This is a genomic window from Arthrobacter sp. UYCu723, from assembly GCF_054059215.1.
In genome coordinates, this window is record NZ_JBSSBW010000001.1 from 2194851 (window position 1) to 2209995 (window position 15145).

Genomic DNA, 15145 nt, shown 5'->3' on the forward strand with positions numbered 1-15145 from the left:
TGCTCTGCAACATGTCGTGGCTACTGGGAGGCGTACAGCGACTTGGCCTGGGCTTCCAGGTTCTTCACATCGATGTTTCCGTCCTTGATGAAGGACTGTAGGGCCGGGATCATCACGTTGTTGGCCATGGCCGGCAGCGCATCCCGGTCGAAGAACTGGCTGATGTTCTTGGCGCCGCTGATGGAATCCGCCAGTTTCTTGGTCAGCGGCGTGAATTTCGAGGTGTCGGCACCCTTCGCCGTGGCGATGTTCGAGGAATCCACCGAGGCATACACGTCCTGGCCCTCCGGCGTTCCGAGGTAGGCGAGGAAGTCCTTCGCGGCCTGGTTCTGGCCGCCCTTCTTGGACAGCAGGAGGCCGTCGATGGGGGCCTCGATCGAGTCCTGGCCCTCCATCGCGATCTCCGGGAACGGGAAGAAATCGATGTCGTCGGCAACGGTCTTATCGGTGTATTGCTGGGTGAGGAAGGATCCGAGCAGGTACATGCCGGACTTTTTGTCCCCGAGCGACTTCGCGGAGTCCTGCCAGGTCATGCCGAGGGCGTTGGGATTCTGGAAGGGCAGCAAAGCCTTCCAGGTGTCGAAGACATCGCTGACTTTCTTCTGGTCCCAGCTCTCCTTGTGCGCGGTGAGGTCCATGTGGAACTGGTATCCGTTGAGCCGCATGTTCAAGTAGTCGAAGGTGCCCATGGCCGGCCACCCGTCCTTGTCCGCGAACTCGATCGGGATCAAGCCGTCACCCTTCATCTTCGCGCAGAGGGTCTTCAGCTCGTCAAAGGTCTGGGGGACGGCGTAGCCCTTTTCGGCCCAGAGGCTCTTCCGGTAGAAGAAGCCCCACGGGTAGTTGTAGTTCGGGATCAGATACATCTTTCCGTCGGCGCCTGTGGAGGCCTTCCTGAGGGCGTCCGAGTAGTTTGCGCCGACCTTCTCCCAGACATCGTCAATCGGTGCCAGCAGGCCCTTTGCCGCGTAATACTGCATCCGGTAGCCGGCGAACCATGTGAAAGTGTCGTCCGGGCTGCCCTGCAGGTACGTGTTGATCTTGTTCTGGAAGTCGTTGTGGGGGACGACGTTGGTGTTGACCTTCACGCCGGACTTCTTCTCAAACGCATCGGTGACCGCCTTGTAGGCAGCCTTGGGCACGTCGTCCGAGGAGCCGGAGCCGAAGCTGAGAACCTTGGCGCCGCTGCTGCCGGACGGTGCGCTGCCGCCCGTGCAGGCCGCAAGCAGTGGAACTCCGGCCATTGCAACCGCACCCACACCCAGCGTCTTCAGCAGGGTCCGGCGGTCCCATCCGCCCTGGCTCGAGGCCCTGCGCAGAGCGTCTTCATGCATTGTCATGATTTCTCCTTTGAAAAACACGGACGGTGTGAATCGGCTCACATAATTAAGTATCATAATCGATCAATTGAGAACGTCAATGGTCAAAACCGAACATTCGCTGCGGGTGAGCGGCTGACGAGATCATTCCGGCTGCCAGCCGGGCGTCCGCCGGAGCTATGGGCAAACTCCCAGCAACCGCCTCCAACCGCCGCCCTCAAGCGGACGTAAACTGACCTTCGAATCACTTCGTGTGACACGTGGCTGGGAGTACGGATGCTCTGGAAACTGCTCGTCGAATACCTGCGGCCGCAGCGGCGGCTGCTGCTCGCCGTCGTCGTACTCCAGCTGGCGCAGTCCATCGCCTCGCTGTACCTGCCCACCCTGAACGCGGACATCATCGATGAAGGCGTCGCGAAGGGCAACACGGACTACATCCTCGGCACCGGCGGCGTGATGCTGCTGGTGACGCTGCTGCAGATCGCCTGCACCATCGCCGCCGTGTACTTCGGGGCGAAGGCCGCGATGGGCCTGGGCCGGGGCCTGCGCGGCTCGATCTTCAGCCGGGTGGCGGAGTTCTCCGAGCAGGAGGTCACCCGCTTCGGCGCCCCGAGCCTGATCACCCGCTCCACCAACGACGTCCAGCAGGTCCAGCAGCTGGTGCTGATGTCCGCCACGATGATGGTCGCGGCGCCCATGCTCAGCATCGGCGGCGTGATCATGGCCGTCCGGCAGGACGTGCAGCTGTCCTGGCTGATCGCGGTGAGCGTGCCCGTGCTGCTGATCGGGATCGGGCTGATCATCACCCGGATGGTCCCGCTGTTCCGCAAGATGCAGACCCGGATCGACACCGTCAACCGGGTGCTCCGCGAACAGCTCACCGGCATCCGCGTGGTCCGCGCCTTCGTCCGGGAGGACATCGAGACCGCCCGCTTCGGGAAGGCCAACGAGGACGTCACGGATACGGCCCTGCGCGCCGGGCGGCTGATGGCGCTCGCGTTCCCCACCGTGATGCTGGTGCTCAACGTCTCCAGCGTGGCCGTGATCTGGTTCGGCTCCTTCCGGATCCAGGACGGCTCCATGCAGGTGGGCACCCTGATCGCGTTCCTGAGCTACCTTATGCAGATCCTGATGTCCGTCATGATGGCCACCTTCATGGCGATCATGATCCCGCGCGCGGCCGTCTCGGCGGACCGGATCGGCGAGGTGCTCGGCACCGAATCCAGCGTCCGGCCGCCGGAGCACCCGGTCGGCTTTTCCGGCCGCACCGGCCGGGGCGAGCTTCAGATGCGCGGCGTCGGCTTCGCCTACCCGGGCGCGGAGGCGCCGGTGCTGAGCGGGATCAGCTTCACCGCCCGCGCTGGGGAGACGACGGCGATCATCGGCAGCACGGGCTCCGGCAAGACCACCCTGGTGAACCTGATGCCGCGGCTCTTCGACGCGACGGCCGGCTCGGTGCGGATCGACGGCGTCGACGTCCGGGAGCTGCACCCGGACCTGCTCTGGGGGCACATCGGCCTGGTGCCGCAGAAGCCGTACCTGTTCTCCGGCACCGTCCGCAGCAACCTGCTCTACGGCAAACCGGACGCCACCGAGGACGAACTCTGGCGGGCGCTGCGGATTGCGCAGGCGGAGGACTTTGTCCGGGAGATGGAGGGCGGGCTGGATGCGCCGATCTCGCAGGGCGGCACCAACGTCTCCGGCGGTCAGCGGCAGCGGATCGCGATTGCCCGGGCGCTGGTCAAGCGGCCCGAGCTCTACATTTTTGACGATTCGTTCTCCTCGCTGGACACCGCCACGGATGCCCGGCTCCGGCAGGCCCTCAAGCAGCACACGGCCGGCGCCACCCTGGTGATCATCGCCCAGCGGGTGTCCAGCATCATCGACGCCGAGCAGATCCTGGTGCTCGACGCCGGCCGGATCGTCGGGCAGGGCACGCACGGGGAGCTGCTGGAGACCTCGGTGACGTACCAGGAGATTGTGAATTCGCAGCTCGCGGCGGAGGAGGCGGCATGAGCACCACGGACAAGGCATCGCCGGCGCCGGCCGCTTCCGGGCGACCTGCCGGGGCGCCCGGCGGGGCGCCCGCCGTCGAGCGGATTCCGCGGCCCGCGGGCGGACCCGGCCGCGGGGGACCCTTCGCCGGGATGAACATCCCGGCGGAGAAGGCGATGAACTTCGGGGTGTCCGCGAAGCGGCTGCTGGGCCAGCTGCGTCCGGAGCGGCTGTGGCTGGTGCTGGTCCTGGTGCTCGCCGTCGTGAGTGTGGCGTTCTCGGTGATCGGGCCGCGGCTGCTGGGCGAGGGGACCAACCTGATCTTCGCGGGCGTCGTGTCCAAACAGCTGCCGCCCGGGGTGAGCCAGGCGGAGCTGATCGCGCAGCTGCGTGCCGCGGGGGAGAACCAAAAGGCGGACATGCTCAGCGCCATGACGCTGACGCCCGGCACCGGGATCGACTTCGCCGCGCTGGCCACCGTGCTGCTGTGGGCGCTGGCGCTGTACGTGCTGGCCTCGGCGTTCAGCTGGGTGCAGGCATACGTGCTCAACGGCGTCGTGCAACGGACAGTCTTCCGGCTGCGTGAGCGGATCGAGGCGAAGATCAATAAGCTGCCGCTGCGCTACTTCGACTCGATCCAGCGTGGCGAGCTGCTCAGCCGGGTGACGAACGACGTCGACAATATCTCGCAGAGCCTGCAGCAGTCGATCAGCCAGGCGGTCACTTCGGTGCTGACCGTGGCGGGGGTGCTGGTGATGATGGTCATCCTCTCGCCCACGCTGGCCCTGATTGCGCTGGTGACCATTCCGCTGACGCTCGTGACCACGGCCATGATCGCCAAGCGCTCGCAGAAGCTGTTCGTGGCGCAGTGGAAGCACACCGGCGAGCTGAACGGGCAGATCGAGGAGACGTACACCGGGCACGCGCTGGTGAAGGTCTTCGGCCGGCAGCGGGAGGTGGAGGAGCGGTTCCGGCAGAAGAACGCGGAGCTGTACCAGGCCAGTTTCGGCGCGCAGTTCATTTCCGGGCTGATCATGCCGGCCATGACGTTCATTGGGAACCTGGTTTATGTGGGGATCGCCGTGGTGGGCGGGCTGCAGGTGGCCTCCGGGGCCATGCAGCTCGGCGATGTGCAGGCGTTCATCCAGTACTCGCGGCAGTTCACCCAGCCGCTGGCCCAGCTGGGCTCGATGGCGAACCTGCTCCAGTCCGGGGTGGCCTCGGCCGAGCGGGTGTTTGAGCTGCTGGACACCGAGGGACAGGGGCCGGATCCTTCTCCTTCAGTGGCGCCTGACGGGGGCCGGGGCCGGCTGGTGTTCGAGGACGTCTCCTTCTCCTACTCCCCGGACAAGCCGCTGATCACTTCGCTTAATCTCGTGGCCGAGCCGGGCCAGACAGTCGCCATTGTGGGGCACACCGGCGCGGGCAAGACCACCCTGGTGAACCTGATGATGCGCTTCTACGAGCTCGACGCCGGGCGGATCACGCTCGACGGCGTGGACGTCACCGCGATGACCCGCAACGAGCTGCGCTCGCGGATGGGCATGGTGTTGCAGGACACGTGGCTGTTCGGCGGGAGCATCCGGGACAACATCGCCTACGGCCGGCCAGCTGCATCGGAGGATGAGATTCTGGAGGCCGCCCGGGCGACGTACGTGGACCGGTTCGTGCGGTCCCTGCCGGAGGGCTACGACACCGTGCTCGACGACGAGGGCGCCAACGTTTCCGCCGGCGAGAAGCAGTTGCTGACGATTGCCCGGGCGTTCCTGGCCCGGCCGTCCGTGCTGATCCTGGACGAGGCGACGAGTTCGGTGGACACCCGCACCGAGGTGCTGGTGCAGAAGGCGATGAGCGCGCTGCGCTCCGACCGGACCAGCTTCGTGATCGCCCACCGGCTCTCTACCATCCGCGACGCCGACCTCATCCTGGTGATGGAATCCGGGCAGATCGTGGAGCAGGGCACGCATGCCGAGCTGCTGGCGGCGGGCGGGGCGTACGCGGCGCTGTATGCCGCGCAGTTCGCGGCGCCGGTGGCGGAGGTTTAGCGGGTTCTACGCTTGGCCGCTCGGCGGGAGCCAGGAGTAAGGCCAGGTGAGGCCGTGACCGATGGCCGCCATGGTGGTCACCGCATACTCCGATGCTGCTTCGCCCGATCCGCGATAACGGCGACGGCCAGAGACAAGCGGCCCGGTAACGGAGAGAATGCCAGACGGAGCCATCTAGCGTCCGAGTACGCAGCGAACCGACCCGGGCTGACGTGCAGTTCCTCGGCGACGGTCAACACCTGTGAGTGAGCCGTGATGTAACGTTCAGGCGGCATGCGGTTTTCTCGTAGGCGAAGCTCCAGATGGACGTCCAGGTCGGCCAGGTCGCGGGCGGCCTCGGCCCGGGCCGTACTGTCGAAGTCCAGCAACCCCAGCGGGGTATCGCTGTCAGTGACGATGATTTGCTTGGCGTGTAGGCCTCCGTGGGCCCAGACCAAGGGATCCGGTGCCGTCCGAAGCAGGTTCATCGTCACTTGCTCTGCAGCGGCGCGCAAAGCGTCGCGTTGAAACGACAACTCCGGAACGTTTTCATGGTGACGCAACCAGCGGTTCAGCAACCGCTCCACCTCCGCTGCTTCCAGCCCTGCCAAATGGGGTGGAAGGGTGTCGAGGACGCTTTGTGCTGCGGGCCCATGTGTGCCGGTCAGTTGTGCCACCCAGGCGCGCGACCACTTCTCCCACGCGTTGGCGAACGTTTCATCGGAGACGGCGGCCCCCTTCGTACCCAGCTCCGACAGAGTAGGTCCCGGGATGGCGCTGAAAACGAGGACGTCCTGGGATTTCCGAGAAACGATTCTGGGCGTTGTGAAGGTGCCGGCGTCCAGCAGGATGTCCATTTGTGCGCAGCGCTCGGCCGGTACGACGGCGCTGCCGGGCCGGAAGATCTTTATGTAGCGGCCCTCCGCCCGGACGACCGCCCGGCGGTAGGGCCGATACGCAAAGATTTCCCCCTGCTGCGCTTCCGCTCGCAAGGCGGGCAGCCTCGGATCGTCCGGCGGGATGAGTTCGAAGTGCCCCTGACGCAGGCGGGCTCCCCGGACGCCGGCCCGTCCGGGTGTCAGGACCTCCAGTACGTAGCATCCTGGCGTCTTATCAGGCCACGCCCGGCGGACCTGCCAGGTTGTGCCGGTATCGTCGTCGGTGGACAAGGGGACGGGAGAGGTCCAGTCCATGTGATCAGCTCCAGGACCCGGCGGATATGCCAACTAGCGGTACCACGCCATAGAGTGTGGGAGTCTTGGCGGTCCGTTCCGCCAAGCCAAGTGGCGCAGTCGAGCTCTGTCCGTACATGTTCACCCTGCTGTCCTCCCCTACGCAGTCTCTTCCGGCACAAGCCGGTTCGTGCGCCCAGCATGAACTACAACAATGAGGCGCCGATGAAAGGGTCATTAAGGAACCCTCATGGACCCCTTCTTCCCGGGCCCGCCCAAGCAGCGCTGCGTGCCGCACTGGTGATCAAGAGGGAGCACCGAGATGGAACACCCGAGACTCCTTTGTAGTGTTCGAGGATGTTTAAGGCTCTTCACGGTTCGCCTCCCAAATGGCGCCTTGGCACGGACGATCGATGGAGTTTCGTCGCTGCCGGTCTGGTTCAGCCACACAAACTCGGGAACGGTACCACGGCACCCTCAGCCGCACCGATCATGCCATTTTGGTTGGGTCCCCAGGTAGAAGTCCAGTGTTTGTGTGAGTTTCGTGTCCGAGAATGGACGCAGGAGGAAATTCACGAATCATGGCACGCAGAGACACCCCCGAGCAGGTTATCGCCAAAGTCCGGCAGGGCCAGAAAATGCTCAACGACGGCCGCCCGATGGTCGAGGTCATCAAAGAGCTTCAGGTCACCGAGGCGACCTGGTACCGGTGGCTGAACCAGTACGGGTCCGAGAAGAACGCCGAGGCGTCAAAACGAACTAAAGAGCTGGAGAAGGAGAACGCCCGGCTCAAGCGCCTGCTGGCGGAGAAGGAACTGGCCATCGACATCCTTAACGAGGTGGCGAAGGGAAAATTCTGAGCCCCGAACCCCGCCGCCGTGCCGTGCGCATGGCGGTGGAGAAGTTCGGGGCATCCGAGCGCTTCGCGTGCAAAGTCATAGGGCAGAACCGGTCCGGGTTCCGCAAGAAGAAACCCGACATGGGCTTCGAGGAAGCCGAGCTCCGCACGCAGCTGTGCGCCGTGGCCAACGTCATCGACGAATACACGCGCACGGCGTTGGCGGTCGTCCCGCGCCGGTCGTTTAAAGCCTCGGACGTCGTCGCGGTAATGGAGAACATCATCGCAGAAACCGGCGCCGCACCGGCCTACGTCAGGTGTGACAACGGGCCAGAATTCACCCCCGCGGCACTGATCGACTGGTGCGACACCGCCGGGGTGGATACTGCGTTCATCGACCCGGGATCACCTTGGCAGAACGGCTTCATCGAATCATTCAACGCCCAGTTCAGAAGGGAGCAACTCTCCGGAGAAATCATCGACACCATGGCCGAAGCCAAGTATTTGGCCGAGGAATGGAAAGCTATCTACAATCATGAACGGCCCCACGGATCCCTGAACGGCATGACGCCGAAACGCTACTGGGACAACTGGACCGAAAGAACCAATTAGCTATCGCATAGGCGCTGGACTGCTAACGGGGGCCCAATCAGTGGCACCCAAGGAGATGCGCGCCCAACAATCTTGTACATCGCGCTCCGGGCCACCTTGAACAGGTCGGCCATCTCGGCTGGATCTCCCCGCATCCGGCCGATAGGGCGGCCGGTCTAGATTGGTGACGACCGGGGCGTCGTCGGCACGCGCAGCGGCGAGCTTCCCGCAGGCCCGGCCGTTCGTTGTTCCTCCCAGGCAATCCGTGGTCGACTTAAATCCGGTCCTTGGGCACCCCGAGCCCTCGATCCCGTTCCGCTCAGCGTTCAGATGTCGTTTGTTGGTCGAGATTCGGGCCCAGGCGGTGATGTGCAGCTGTCGCGGTTGAGTCACCGAAGCGCGACGGTTTTGCGGGACGGGTATACGCAATGCCCAGATTTCAGCATGTGCATGGATCTTTCGCGACGGGGGAGTGATCGGAAGGTATGGGACCCTCTTGCGATCCATCTTGAGAAGTGGTTCGTTCGGCTCCAGTAAGCGCCTCACGTTCCCTGAATCGTCAAGAGTGCAGCCCTCTTCTGGGACCTAGAGGTAACTCTCTTGTGTGGTCCGACGATCTAAGCCTCCGGCGCCCGCAGAACCCCCACAGCCGCCACCAAATACGGCACAGGATCCGGATCCGTTCCGGCAGCCCACTGCATCCAGGCCTCGAACGTCGCGCCGATCAACGCGGCACACAGATACCGGGCCACATCCTCGCCGACGCCGGCCGAAACCAGATACGCCCGGGTCCGCTCCCGCTGCGGCGCCAGGGACTCGTAGCTCCGGCTGGCCAGCTCAGGGTGGTCGGCGATCAGCCGCAGCCGCCCGCGGGTGACCGCGAGATCGGGCAGGACGGCAACCCCCGCGACCGCCGCCTCGCGCAGCCCCGCCAGGACGCCGCCGTCGGAAGCGCCCTGACCGCGGGCTGAATCGAGTACCCTGCCGGAGGCCTCGATCACCGGCTCCATGCCGCCCCAGATGAGATCGGCCTTGCTGGCGAAGTAGCGATACAGGCTCTTGCGCCCGATGCCCGCCTCGCGCGCGATGTCCTCCATGGAGGTCTGCTCGTAGCCGCGCTCGGCGAACAGCCGCAGCGCGATCGCGGCCACGGCGTCGGGATCAATCGTCACCGGGCGCCCGGTGGAGCGCGGAACGGTGGTCGTAAAGGCATCCGAAGGCATCCCACCAGTATTCACCCTTACATAATGACACAGGGTGTCATAAGGTGTACCGCATCACCGTCAGCAACGTCTGGAAGGACATCATGGGCAACGAAGCTACATGGCAGGAAGCCGCCACCACCGGCCGCTTTGCCGGCAAGACCGTCATCGTCACCGGCGCGGCCTCGGGCATTGGCCAGGCCACCGCCCTGCGCATCGCCAAGGAAGGCGGCCGCGTCATCGCCGCCGACATCAGCAAGGAACGCCTGGACGACCTGGTTGCCGAGAACGCCGGGCTGGACCTGGTCCCCGTGGCCGGCGAGATCTCCACCGAAGAGACCGTCGCCGCCGTCGTCGCTGCCGCCGGCAGGCGGGTCGACGCCCTGGCGAACGTCGCCGGCATCATGGACAACTTCGCCCCGATCCACGAGGTGGACGACGACCTCTGGGACCGCGTCTTCCGGATCAACGTCACCGCCCTCATGCGCCTCACCCGCGCCGTGGTGCCGTTGATGCTGGACGCCGGCACCGGCTCCGTGGTCAACGTCGCCTCCGAGGCCGGCCTGCGCGGGTCCGCCGCCGGCGCCGCCTACACCGCGTCCAAGCACGCCGTCGTCGGCCTGACCAAGAACTCGGCCGTGATGTACGGGCCCAGAGGTCTGCGCTTCAACGCCGTGGCCCCGGGCCCCACCATCACCAACATCGTGGCCAACTGGGGATCCCAGCTCGCGGCCGAACGCCTCGGCCCGCTGATGCAGGCCACCGTCCCGACGCCCGCCACCGCGGCCCAGCTCGCCGCCTCCATCACCTTCCTGCTCAGCGACGACGGCACCAACGTCAACGGCGCCATCCTCGCGTCCGACGGCGGCTGGTCGGCGCTGTAGGGGGAGCGGCACTAAGGCCAACCGGACGACGGCGGGAGGTCTCGCCGTCGTCCGCTGGTGTCCCTCGTTAACTGGTCGTTCAGGAGGGCAGCGCAGCGACGGATCAAGTCCGCCCTCCGGCCCTACCGGAAAGACGCTGGACGGCCTATCGTGGTCCCTGCCACAGCCCGAGGGAAAGGAACGACGATGTTCACCCTGCAGATTAGCTATCCGGTCCGGGACTACGAGGCTTTCAAGAAGGTCTTCGACACGGATCCCGCAGGCCGCGCCGCCTCGGGCGCCCGGTCTGTCCGCTTGTTCCGGGATACCGAGGACCAGAACAGCGTGGCCGTGCTCCTTGACTTCGACACCAGGGACGCCGCGACCGGCTTTCTGGAAAAGTTGCGCAGCCAGGTGTGGGACAAACCTGAGGTGATTGGGCAGCTGATGACGGCAGCGCCGACAGCCAGGATTTTGGAAGAGGTGGCCCGCGAGGGCCAAGGCGCGGGCTGACCGCTGAGAATCCGGTGGTCCCCGCCGGATGAGTTGGCCGCAACTTCATGCTGTCCCAGGTCGACGGCAGGGAGTCCCGCCGTCGTCCGCTTCCATGTCCTGCAGCGGGCTGGATCATGCCGGGACTCCTTGCGTCGCAACACCGTGTCAGTCACAGACCCCGCGTCGCGGTCACCTTGGACCCTTCGACGCTGACGTCGTTCCGCGCCCCGTCCGCTGTTGGGGTCTTGAACTATGTTCGGACAGGGGAAAGGATCGGACTGCATTGCGGGCACAAAGGAAGGCGGATTTCTGAATGGCGGAAATGCCGCCAGCCACGGTGGAAGTGAGTAACGCGGTGGTCCAGCGCCTCGTCCGGGACCAGCGGCCCGACCTCGGCGATTGTCCGATAGCGCGGGTTGCGAACGGCTGGGACAACGCGACCTTCCGGCTCGGTGACGGCCTGGCCGTCCGGCTGCCGCGCAGGGCGGAGGCCGTTTCGCTGATACTTCATGAGCAGCGCTACCTTCCCGACATAGCTCGCCGCTCCCCGGTTGCTGTTCCTGTCCCCGTCCACGCCGGCCGGCCGACGTCGGACTTTCCATGGCCGTGGAGCATCGTGCCGTGGGTCCCCGGAGCCGCTGCGGCCGACGTCGGCCCGGCAGGCCGCGGGCCGGCGGCTGAAGGCCTGGCCGATTTCCTACTGTCCCTTCACATGCCCGCCGAAACCGACGTCCCGGTGAACCCCTTCCGAGGCGTGCCGCTGACAGACCGTGACGCTGTGCTGGTGGAACGGCTCGGGGACCACGAACGCTACCCGCAGGCAGCAGCGCTGAGAGCAGTGTGGGCGCAGGCCTGTGCCGCCAAAGCCTGGGATGGTCCGGCGATGATGCTCCACGGGGACCTCCACCCCGGCAACATCCTGCTGGCGGACGACGGCTCCCTGGCCGGCGTCATCGATTTCGGCGACGTCGGGGCAGGGGACCCGGCTGTCGATCTTGCGGTGGGGTGGCTGATGTTCGACGCCGGCACTCGCCACCGCTTCATGGGCGCCTTTGGCTCCGCAGTGGAAGGGAACACCTGGATGAGGGCCCGCGGTTGGGCCCTCATCCTGTCCACCGCCATGCTGAGCAACTCCGACGATAATCCGCGGATGTTCGCCGTAGGAAAGTTCGGGATCAGGCAGATCCTGGATGACGGACTTCGCCTGCAACTCTGACGCCGGCGTTATTGTCAGTGGCTCCTGTCATGCTGTGGGTATGGAAGGCAGAGCAGCTGCGGAGACGTTGGAGGCCATGGAGGCCTCCCTTGCTAGGTTGGCTGTATTTGCCGGTCGCGGAGCCGGGAACGCGGCCTCGACTGGCGCTGACCCTCTTCGGGACGAAGCGGACGCGTGCTTGGACGGTATGGCTGAGGTGGGCAGCATGGAAGCCAGGCTGGCCGCGCTGAAAGTGCACTTCGCCGCCGGATATGCCCGCGCTGCCGTCGCCATGGCGGGCCCAGCCGTTTCCCCGTAGGAGCGCACCGCCCAGGAAATGGCGGTGACAGCAGAGGTGGCCTGTGTTCTGACCGTGAGTGAAAGATCGGCGGCGGCGCTCCTGGCGGAGTCAGCCACCCTGACCACTGGGTTGCCCCTGACGCTGTCTGCGCTGCAGGCAGGGAGCATTTCATGGCAACACGCGCGGGTGATGTGTGATGAAACGTCCGGTCTGGACCCCGCTGCGGCGGCTGCTTTGGAGGCTCATTTCCTGGACGTCGAAGCTCCCTTTGCCGCGCGTGGCTGCCCGGCGGGGGAGCTCGTGCCGGGCAGGTTCCGGGCCAAAGCGCGCAGTGGCGTGAGCTGCACCATCCCGTAAGCATCGAAACGCGCCACCGCAAGGGTGTCGAGGACCGTCGGCTGGAATATGTGCCGGACCGGGACGGCATGGCCTGGCTCTCGGCCTATGTGACTGCGGATGTGGCGGTGGCTGGATGGTCCCGTGCCACGGAAGCGGCCCGTGCCCTGCAGGAGCCGAATGAATCCCGGACCCTGACCCAGCTCCGTGCGGACGTCGCCGCTGACTGGCTGCTGGCGGGGGTGGCGGAAGGAACTCCGTCACCCAAGGCGCAGGTCCTGGTGACCGTGCCGGTGCTGTCTCTTTTGGGCGCCGTGACGGAACCGGCCACGCTGGACGGGTATGGTCCCGTTCCGCCGAGCATCGCCCGCCGGCTTGTGGGGGATGGCGCCGGATCGTTCCTGCGTGTGCTGACCGATCCGCGCAGCGGAGCGCCGCTGGAGATCGGACGGACCAGCTACCGGGTCCCGAAGGCGATGCGCCAATGGTTGCGGCTTCGGGACGGCCGGTGCCCTTTTCCGGGCTGTAATAACCATTCCCTGGATAACGAAGCGGATCATCTGTTGGCTTGGTCCGAGGGAGGCGGCACCGGCGTCACCAACCTGGGCCAGCCATGCCGGCGGGACCACCGACTCAGACACACCACAGCGTGGAGGCCGGTTGACGCGACCCGGGACCAGCCACCCGGCTGGATCTCACCTGCGGGACGCTCCTATCCCAGCGAACAACAAGACTGGGAACCATCACACTGGCCGCAGCACCGCGGCCACGCGGGTGAAGGCCGGGAGTTGGAACCGCCCGACCGGCTCGACGTACTTGCCGGCGCCGTCGGACCCGGAGAGACCGGGCCGCCATTACCGGTGGATCCCTTTCCTGACTGGGCACTGTTCATCGCGGCGTAGGATCGGCGCTCCATGTTCCCCTCCCCGTCCAATGAAAGGTTCGAAGGATGTGCCGGCTATTGGCCTGCGCCCCTGCCTCCGACGTGACCCTGAAAGGCCGGATCGGCCAGGACCAGCGCGATTCAGGCCACTGTCCCCCCGCCTATCACAGACCCGGTCAATCTCGACTCACCGGACGGGTTGGTCGGGCCTGCTTACTGCGGCGATCATGCGATGCATGATGATGTGGTGGAAAGGTCGGATGATGTTGAAATAAAGCATCCCCGTCCAGCGGCGGTAGTGGACGGCAGTGATGATCCGGAATCTGTGCTCGGTTCCCGTATCCGTCGGGTCTCCTTCGACGATTAAATGGCCGACCAGATGCGTGTCCTCGGCCGTGAGCACTATGAATGCGTCTTCCTTGCCGGCCGAAACAGTGAAGAAGCCGAATCTGTCACCAGGGTGGAAGCTGATCTCCTCCGGCCGGAGCGGGCGGCCTGGACGGCTTGAAGGGTGCTCGAGGCGCATGAGGCGCGCAAGCCCTCCACGCGCGAGGAACAGGATCTTTAGCCAGGTGGGCTGCCACGACAGAGCGTTGCTGATGCATTCATGCAGCGACAAGGATGCGTATGCGCTCACTGCATCTAGATGGTGTGCTGGCTTTGTGAAGCGTTCAATTTCACGATGCATGGGTTCGAGCGTCATTGGCCCTCGCCAATGAAAGGCTCGCGCTGAGGGACGAGGGTGCGGAAGCTTCGGCGCCGGGCATCCGCGGATCTTCCTGAAAATCATCCTGCCGCTCATGGTCCCGGCGCTGGCGACCACGGCCATCTTCACCTTCATATGGACCTGGAACGACTTCTTCACCCAGCGGATCTACTTGACCTCCCCGGACATGTTCACCGTCCCCGTCGCTCTGCGCCAGTTTGTCGATGCCCAGAGTTCCTCGGACTGGGGGCCGATGTTCGCCATGTCCGTCGTGTCCCTGCTGCCCGTGTTCCTAGTGTTCTTGTTCGGACAGAAGTTTTTGCTCAAGGGCGTGGCCACCACCGGCATCAAGTAGACGATGCCCGAACCGGTGGTGCCGGGTTTGTCGGCCCGGGTGAGGTCAGCCGGCCACGCCCGGGGGAGAGACTGGGTGTTTTGCGTCGTCCCCAAGGGAGGTCGCGGCCGAACCCGTGGAGATTCCGCTCAGGGTGTCGATGTAGTCCAGCGTTTTGGGACTGACATGCCGCACGCCCGCCAGGGCCTCCCGGAGAACGGTTCTCCTGGCCGGGTCATCGAGTGCGCCTCGGAGTTCCAATACCGTCTCGATGCCCTGACGCTCGAACACGCACATGATGTCCTCTACCTGGGCGAGACGGCCAGGCGAGGGCCAGCTGATAACTTCCGCGAGCTTGCCCGTAGCGAGGCGCCGGCGGAGTCCGCTAGTCGTGGCGGCTTCTGGCCATGCCGCAACCAGAGCCACAACGCGCGGCTTGACGGTCGCGTGGTAGTTCTGCCGGCGCTGCAGCGTGGCATCGACAATGATGGCCCCGATGTGGTCCCAGCTACGGCTCACTTCAGTCGAGGCGTCTATGCCCTGAGAGTCAGTTAACGCCGGAAGGTTGGCAGCATCATTCTCGATAGTCATAAGTGAATACTTCCATGTGCCGGTGGTGAGCGGGCTAGCGGCTGCTCAGGTACGCCCGGGCCCGTTCGCGCTGCGGCGACAGGGACTTAGCTCCGGCTGGCCGGTTCGGGGTGCTAGGCGATCAGCCGCAGCCGGCCGCGCGTGACCGCCAGGTCCGGCAGAACGGCAACCCCGGCAACCGCCGCCTCCCGCAGTCCCGCCAGGACGTCGCCGCCGGAGCCGCCCTGGACTCGGGCTGAATCCAGGACCCGCCCCGAGGCCTCGATCACCGGCTCCATGCCGCCCCAGATGAGCTCGGCC

General features: G+C 65.5%; 11 protein-coding genes and 3 pseudogenes. 8 read left to right on the forward strand and 6 right to left on the reverse strand.

All coding sequences use genetic code 11. The annotated features are described in order from the left end of the window. Window positions 1–20: 20 nt before the first annotated feature. Entirely contained in the window at window positions 21–1340 is a 1320-nt protein-coding gene (locus tag ACVWZ8_RS10300; RefSeq protein ID WP_456504575.1) for an ABC transporter substrate-binding protein, read from the reverse strand. 255 nt (window positions 1341–1595) lie between these two features. Here ACVWZ8_RS10300 and ACVWZ8_RS10305 point away from each other — a divergent pair, with 255 nt between their 5' ends. Continuing rightward, complete coding sequence (locus ACVWZ8_RS10305) at window positions 1596–3335, forward strand: ABC transporter ATP-binding protein (RefSeq protein WP_456504576.1); 1740 nt, start codon at window positions 1596–1598, stop codon at window positions 3333–3335. Next, on the forward strand, window positions 3332–5359 hold the full coding sequence (locus ACVWZ8_RS10310; RefSeq protein ID WP_456504577.1) for an ABC transporter ATP-binding protein: 2028 nt from the start codon (window positions 3332–3334) through the stop codon (window positions 5357–5359). Before ACVWZ8_RS10305 ends, ACVWZ8_RS10310 begins: the two co-directional genes overlap by 4 nt. Window positions 5360–5436: 77 nt before the next feature. On the opposite strand, the gene ACVWZ8_RS10315 is transcribed toward ACVWZ8_RS10310, so the two are convergent. Further along, complete coding sequence (locus ACVWZ8_RS10315) at window positions 5437–6507, reverse strand: phosphotransferase (protein WP_456504578.1); 1071 nt, start codon at window positions 6505–6507, stop codon at window positions 5437–5439. A 584-nt stretch (window positions 6508–7091) separates the two neighbouring features. Between ACVWZ8_RS10315 and ACVWZ8_RS10320 the strand changes: the two are divergent. Further along, a pseudogene (locus ACVWZ8_RS10320) lies at window positions 7092–7960 on the forward strand (integrase core domain-containing protein). Window positions 7961–8556: 596 nt separating this feature from the next. Here the strand turns inward: ACVWZ8_RS10320 and ACVWZ8_RS10325 are convergent. Continuing rightward, complete coding sequence (locus ACVWZ8_RS10325) at window positions 8557–9162, reverse strand: TetR/AcrR family transcriptional regulator (protein ID WP_456504579.1); 606 nt, start codon at window positions 9160–9162, stop codon at window positions 8557–8559. 83 nt (window positions 9163–9245) lie between these two features. Between ACVWZ8_RS10325 and ACVWZ8_RS10330 the strand changes: the two genes are divergently transcribed. From ACVWZ8_RS10330 to ACVWZ8_RS10345, 4 genes and pseudogenes are all read left to right on the forward strand, one after another. Beyond that, window positions 9246–10025 (forward strand): SDR family NAD(P)-dependent oxidoreductase, encoded by a 780-nt coding sequence (locus ACVWZ8_RS10330; protein WP_456505934.1) that lies wholly within the window; start codon window positions 9246–9248, stop codon window positions 10023–10025. 186 nt (window positions 10026–10211) lie between these two features. After that, window positions 10212–10517, forward strand: a complete 306-nt coding sequence (locus ACVWZ8_RS10335; RefSeq protein ID WP_090580274.1) for a hypothetical protein — start codon at window positions 10212–10214, stop codon at window positions 10515–10517. A 295-nt stretch (window positions 10518–10812) separates the two neighbouring features. Beyond that, window positions 10813–11715, forward strand: a complete 903-nt coding sequence (locus tag ACVWZ8_RS10340) for an aminoglycoside phosphotransferase family protein (protein ID WP_456504580.1) — start codon at window positions 10813–10815, stop codon at window positions 11713–11715. 76 nt (window positions 11716–11791) lie between these two features. Then, window positions 11792–13233, forward strand: a pseudogene (locus ACVWZ8_RS10345) (DUF222 domain-containing protein). A gap of 168 nt (window positions 13234–13401) precedes the next feature. Here ACVWZ8_RS10345 and ACVWZ8_RS10350 read toward each other — a convergent pair. Beyond that, on the reverse strand, window positions 13402–13917 hold the full coding sequence (locus ACVWZ8_RS10350) for a DUF2867 domain-containing protein (protein ID WP_426979433.1): 516 nt from the start codon (window positions 13915–13917) through the stop codon (window positions 13402–13404). Between the two features lie 52 nt (window positions 13918–13969). On the opposite strand from ACVWZ8_RS10350, the pseudogene ACVWZ8_RS10355 reads away from it, so the two are divergent. Then, a pseudogene (locus tag ACVWZ8_RS10355) lies at window positions 13970–14275 on the forward strand (carbohydrate ABC transporter permease); the annotation flags it as partial. 45 nt (window positions 14276–14320) lie between these two features. Here ACVWZ8_RS10355 and ACVWZ8_RS10360 read toward each other — a convergent pair. Next, window positions 14321–14845, reverse strand: a complete 525-nt coding sequence (locus ACVWZ8_RS10360) for a hypothetical protein (protein ID WP_456504581.1) — start codon at window positions 14843–14845, stop codon at window positions 14321–14323. 113 nt (window positions 14846–14958) lie between these two features. After that, window positions 14959–15114: a hypothetical protein gene (locus tag ACVWZ8_RS10365; protein WP_456504582.1), complete on the reverse strand. Its 156-nt coding sequence runs from the start codon at window positions 15112–15114 to the stop codon at window positions 14959–14961. Between the last annotated feature and the right edge of the window lie 31 nt (window positions 15115–15145).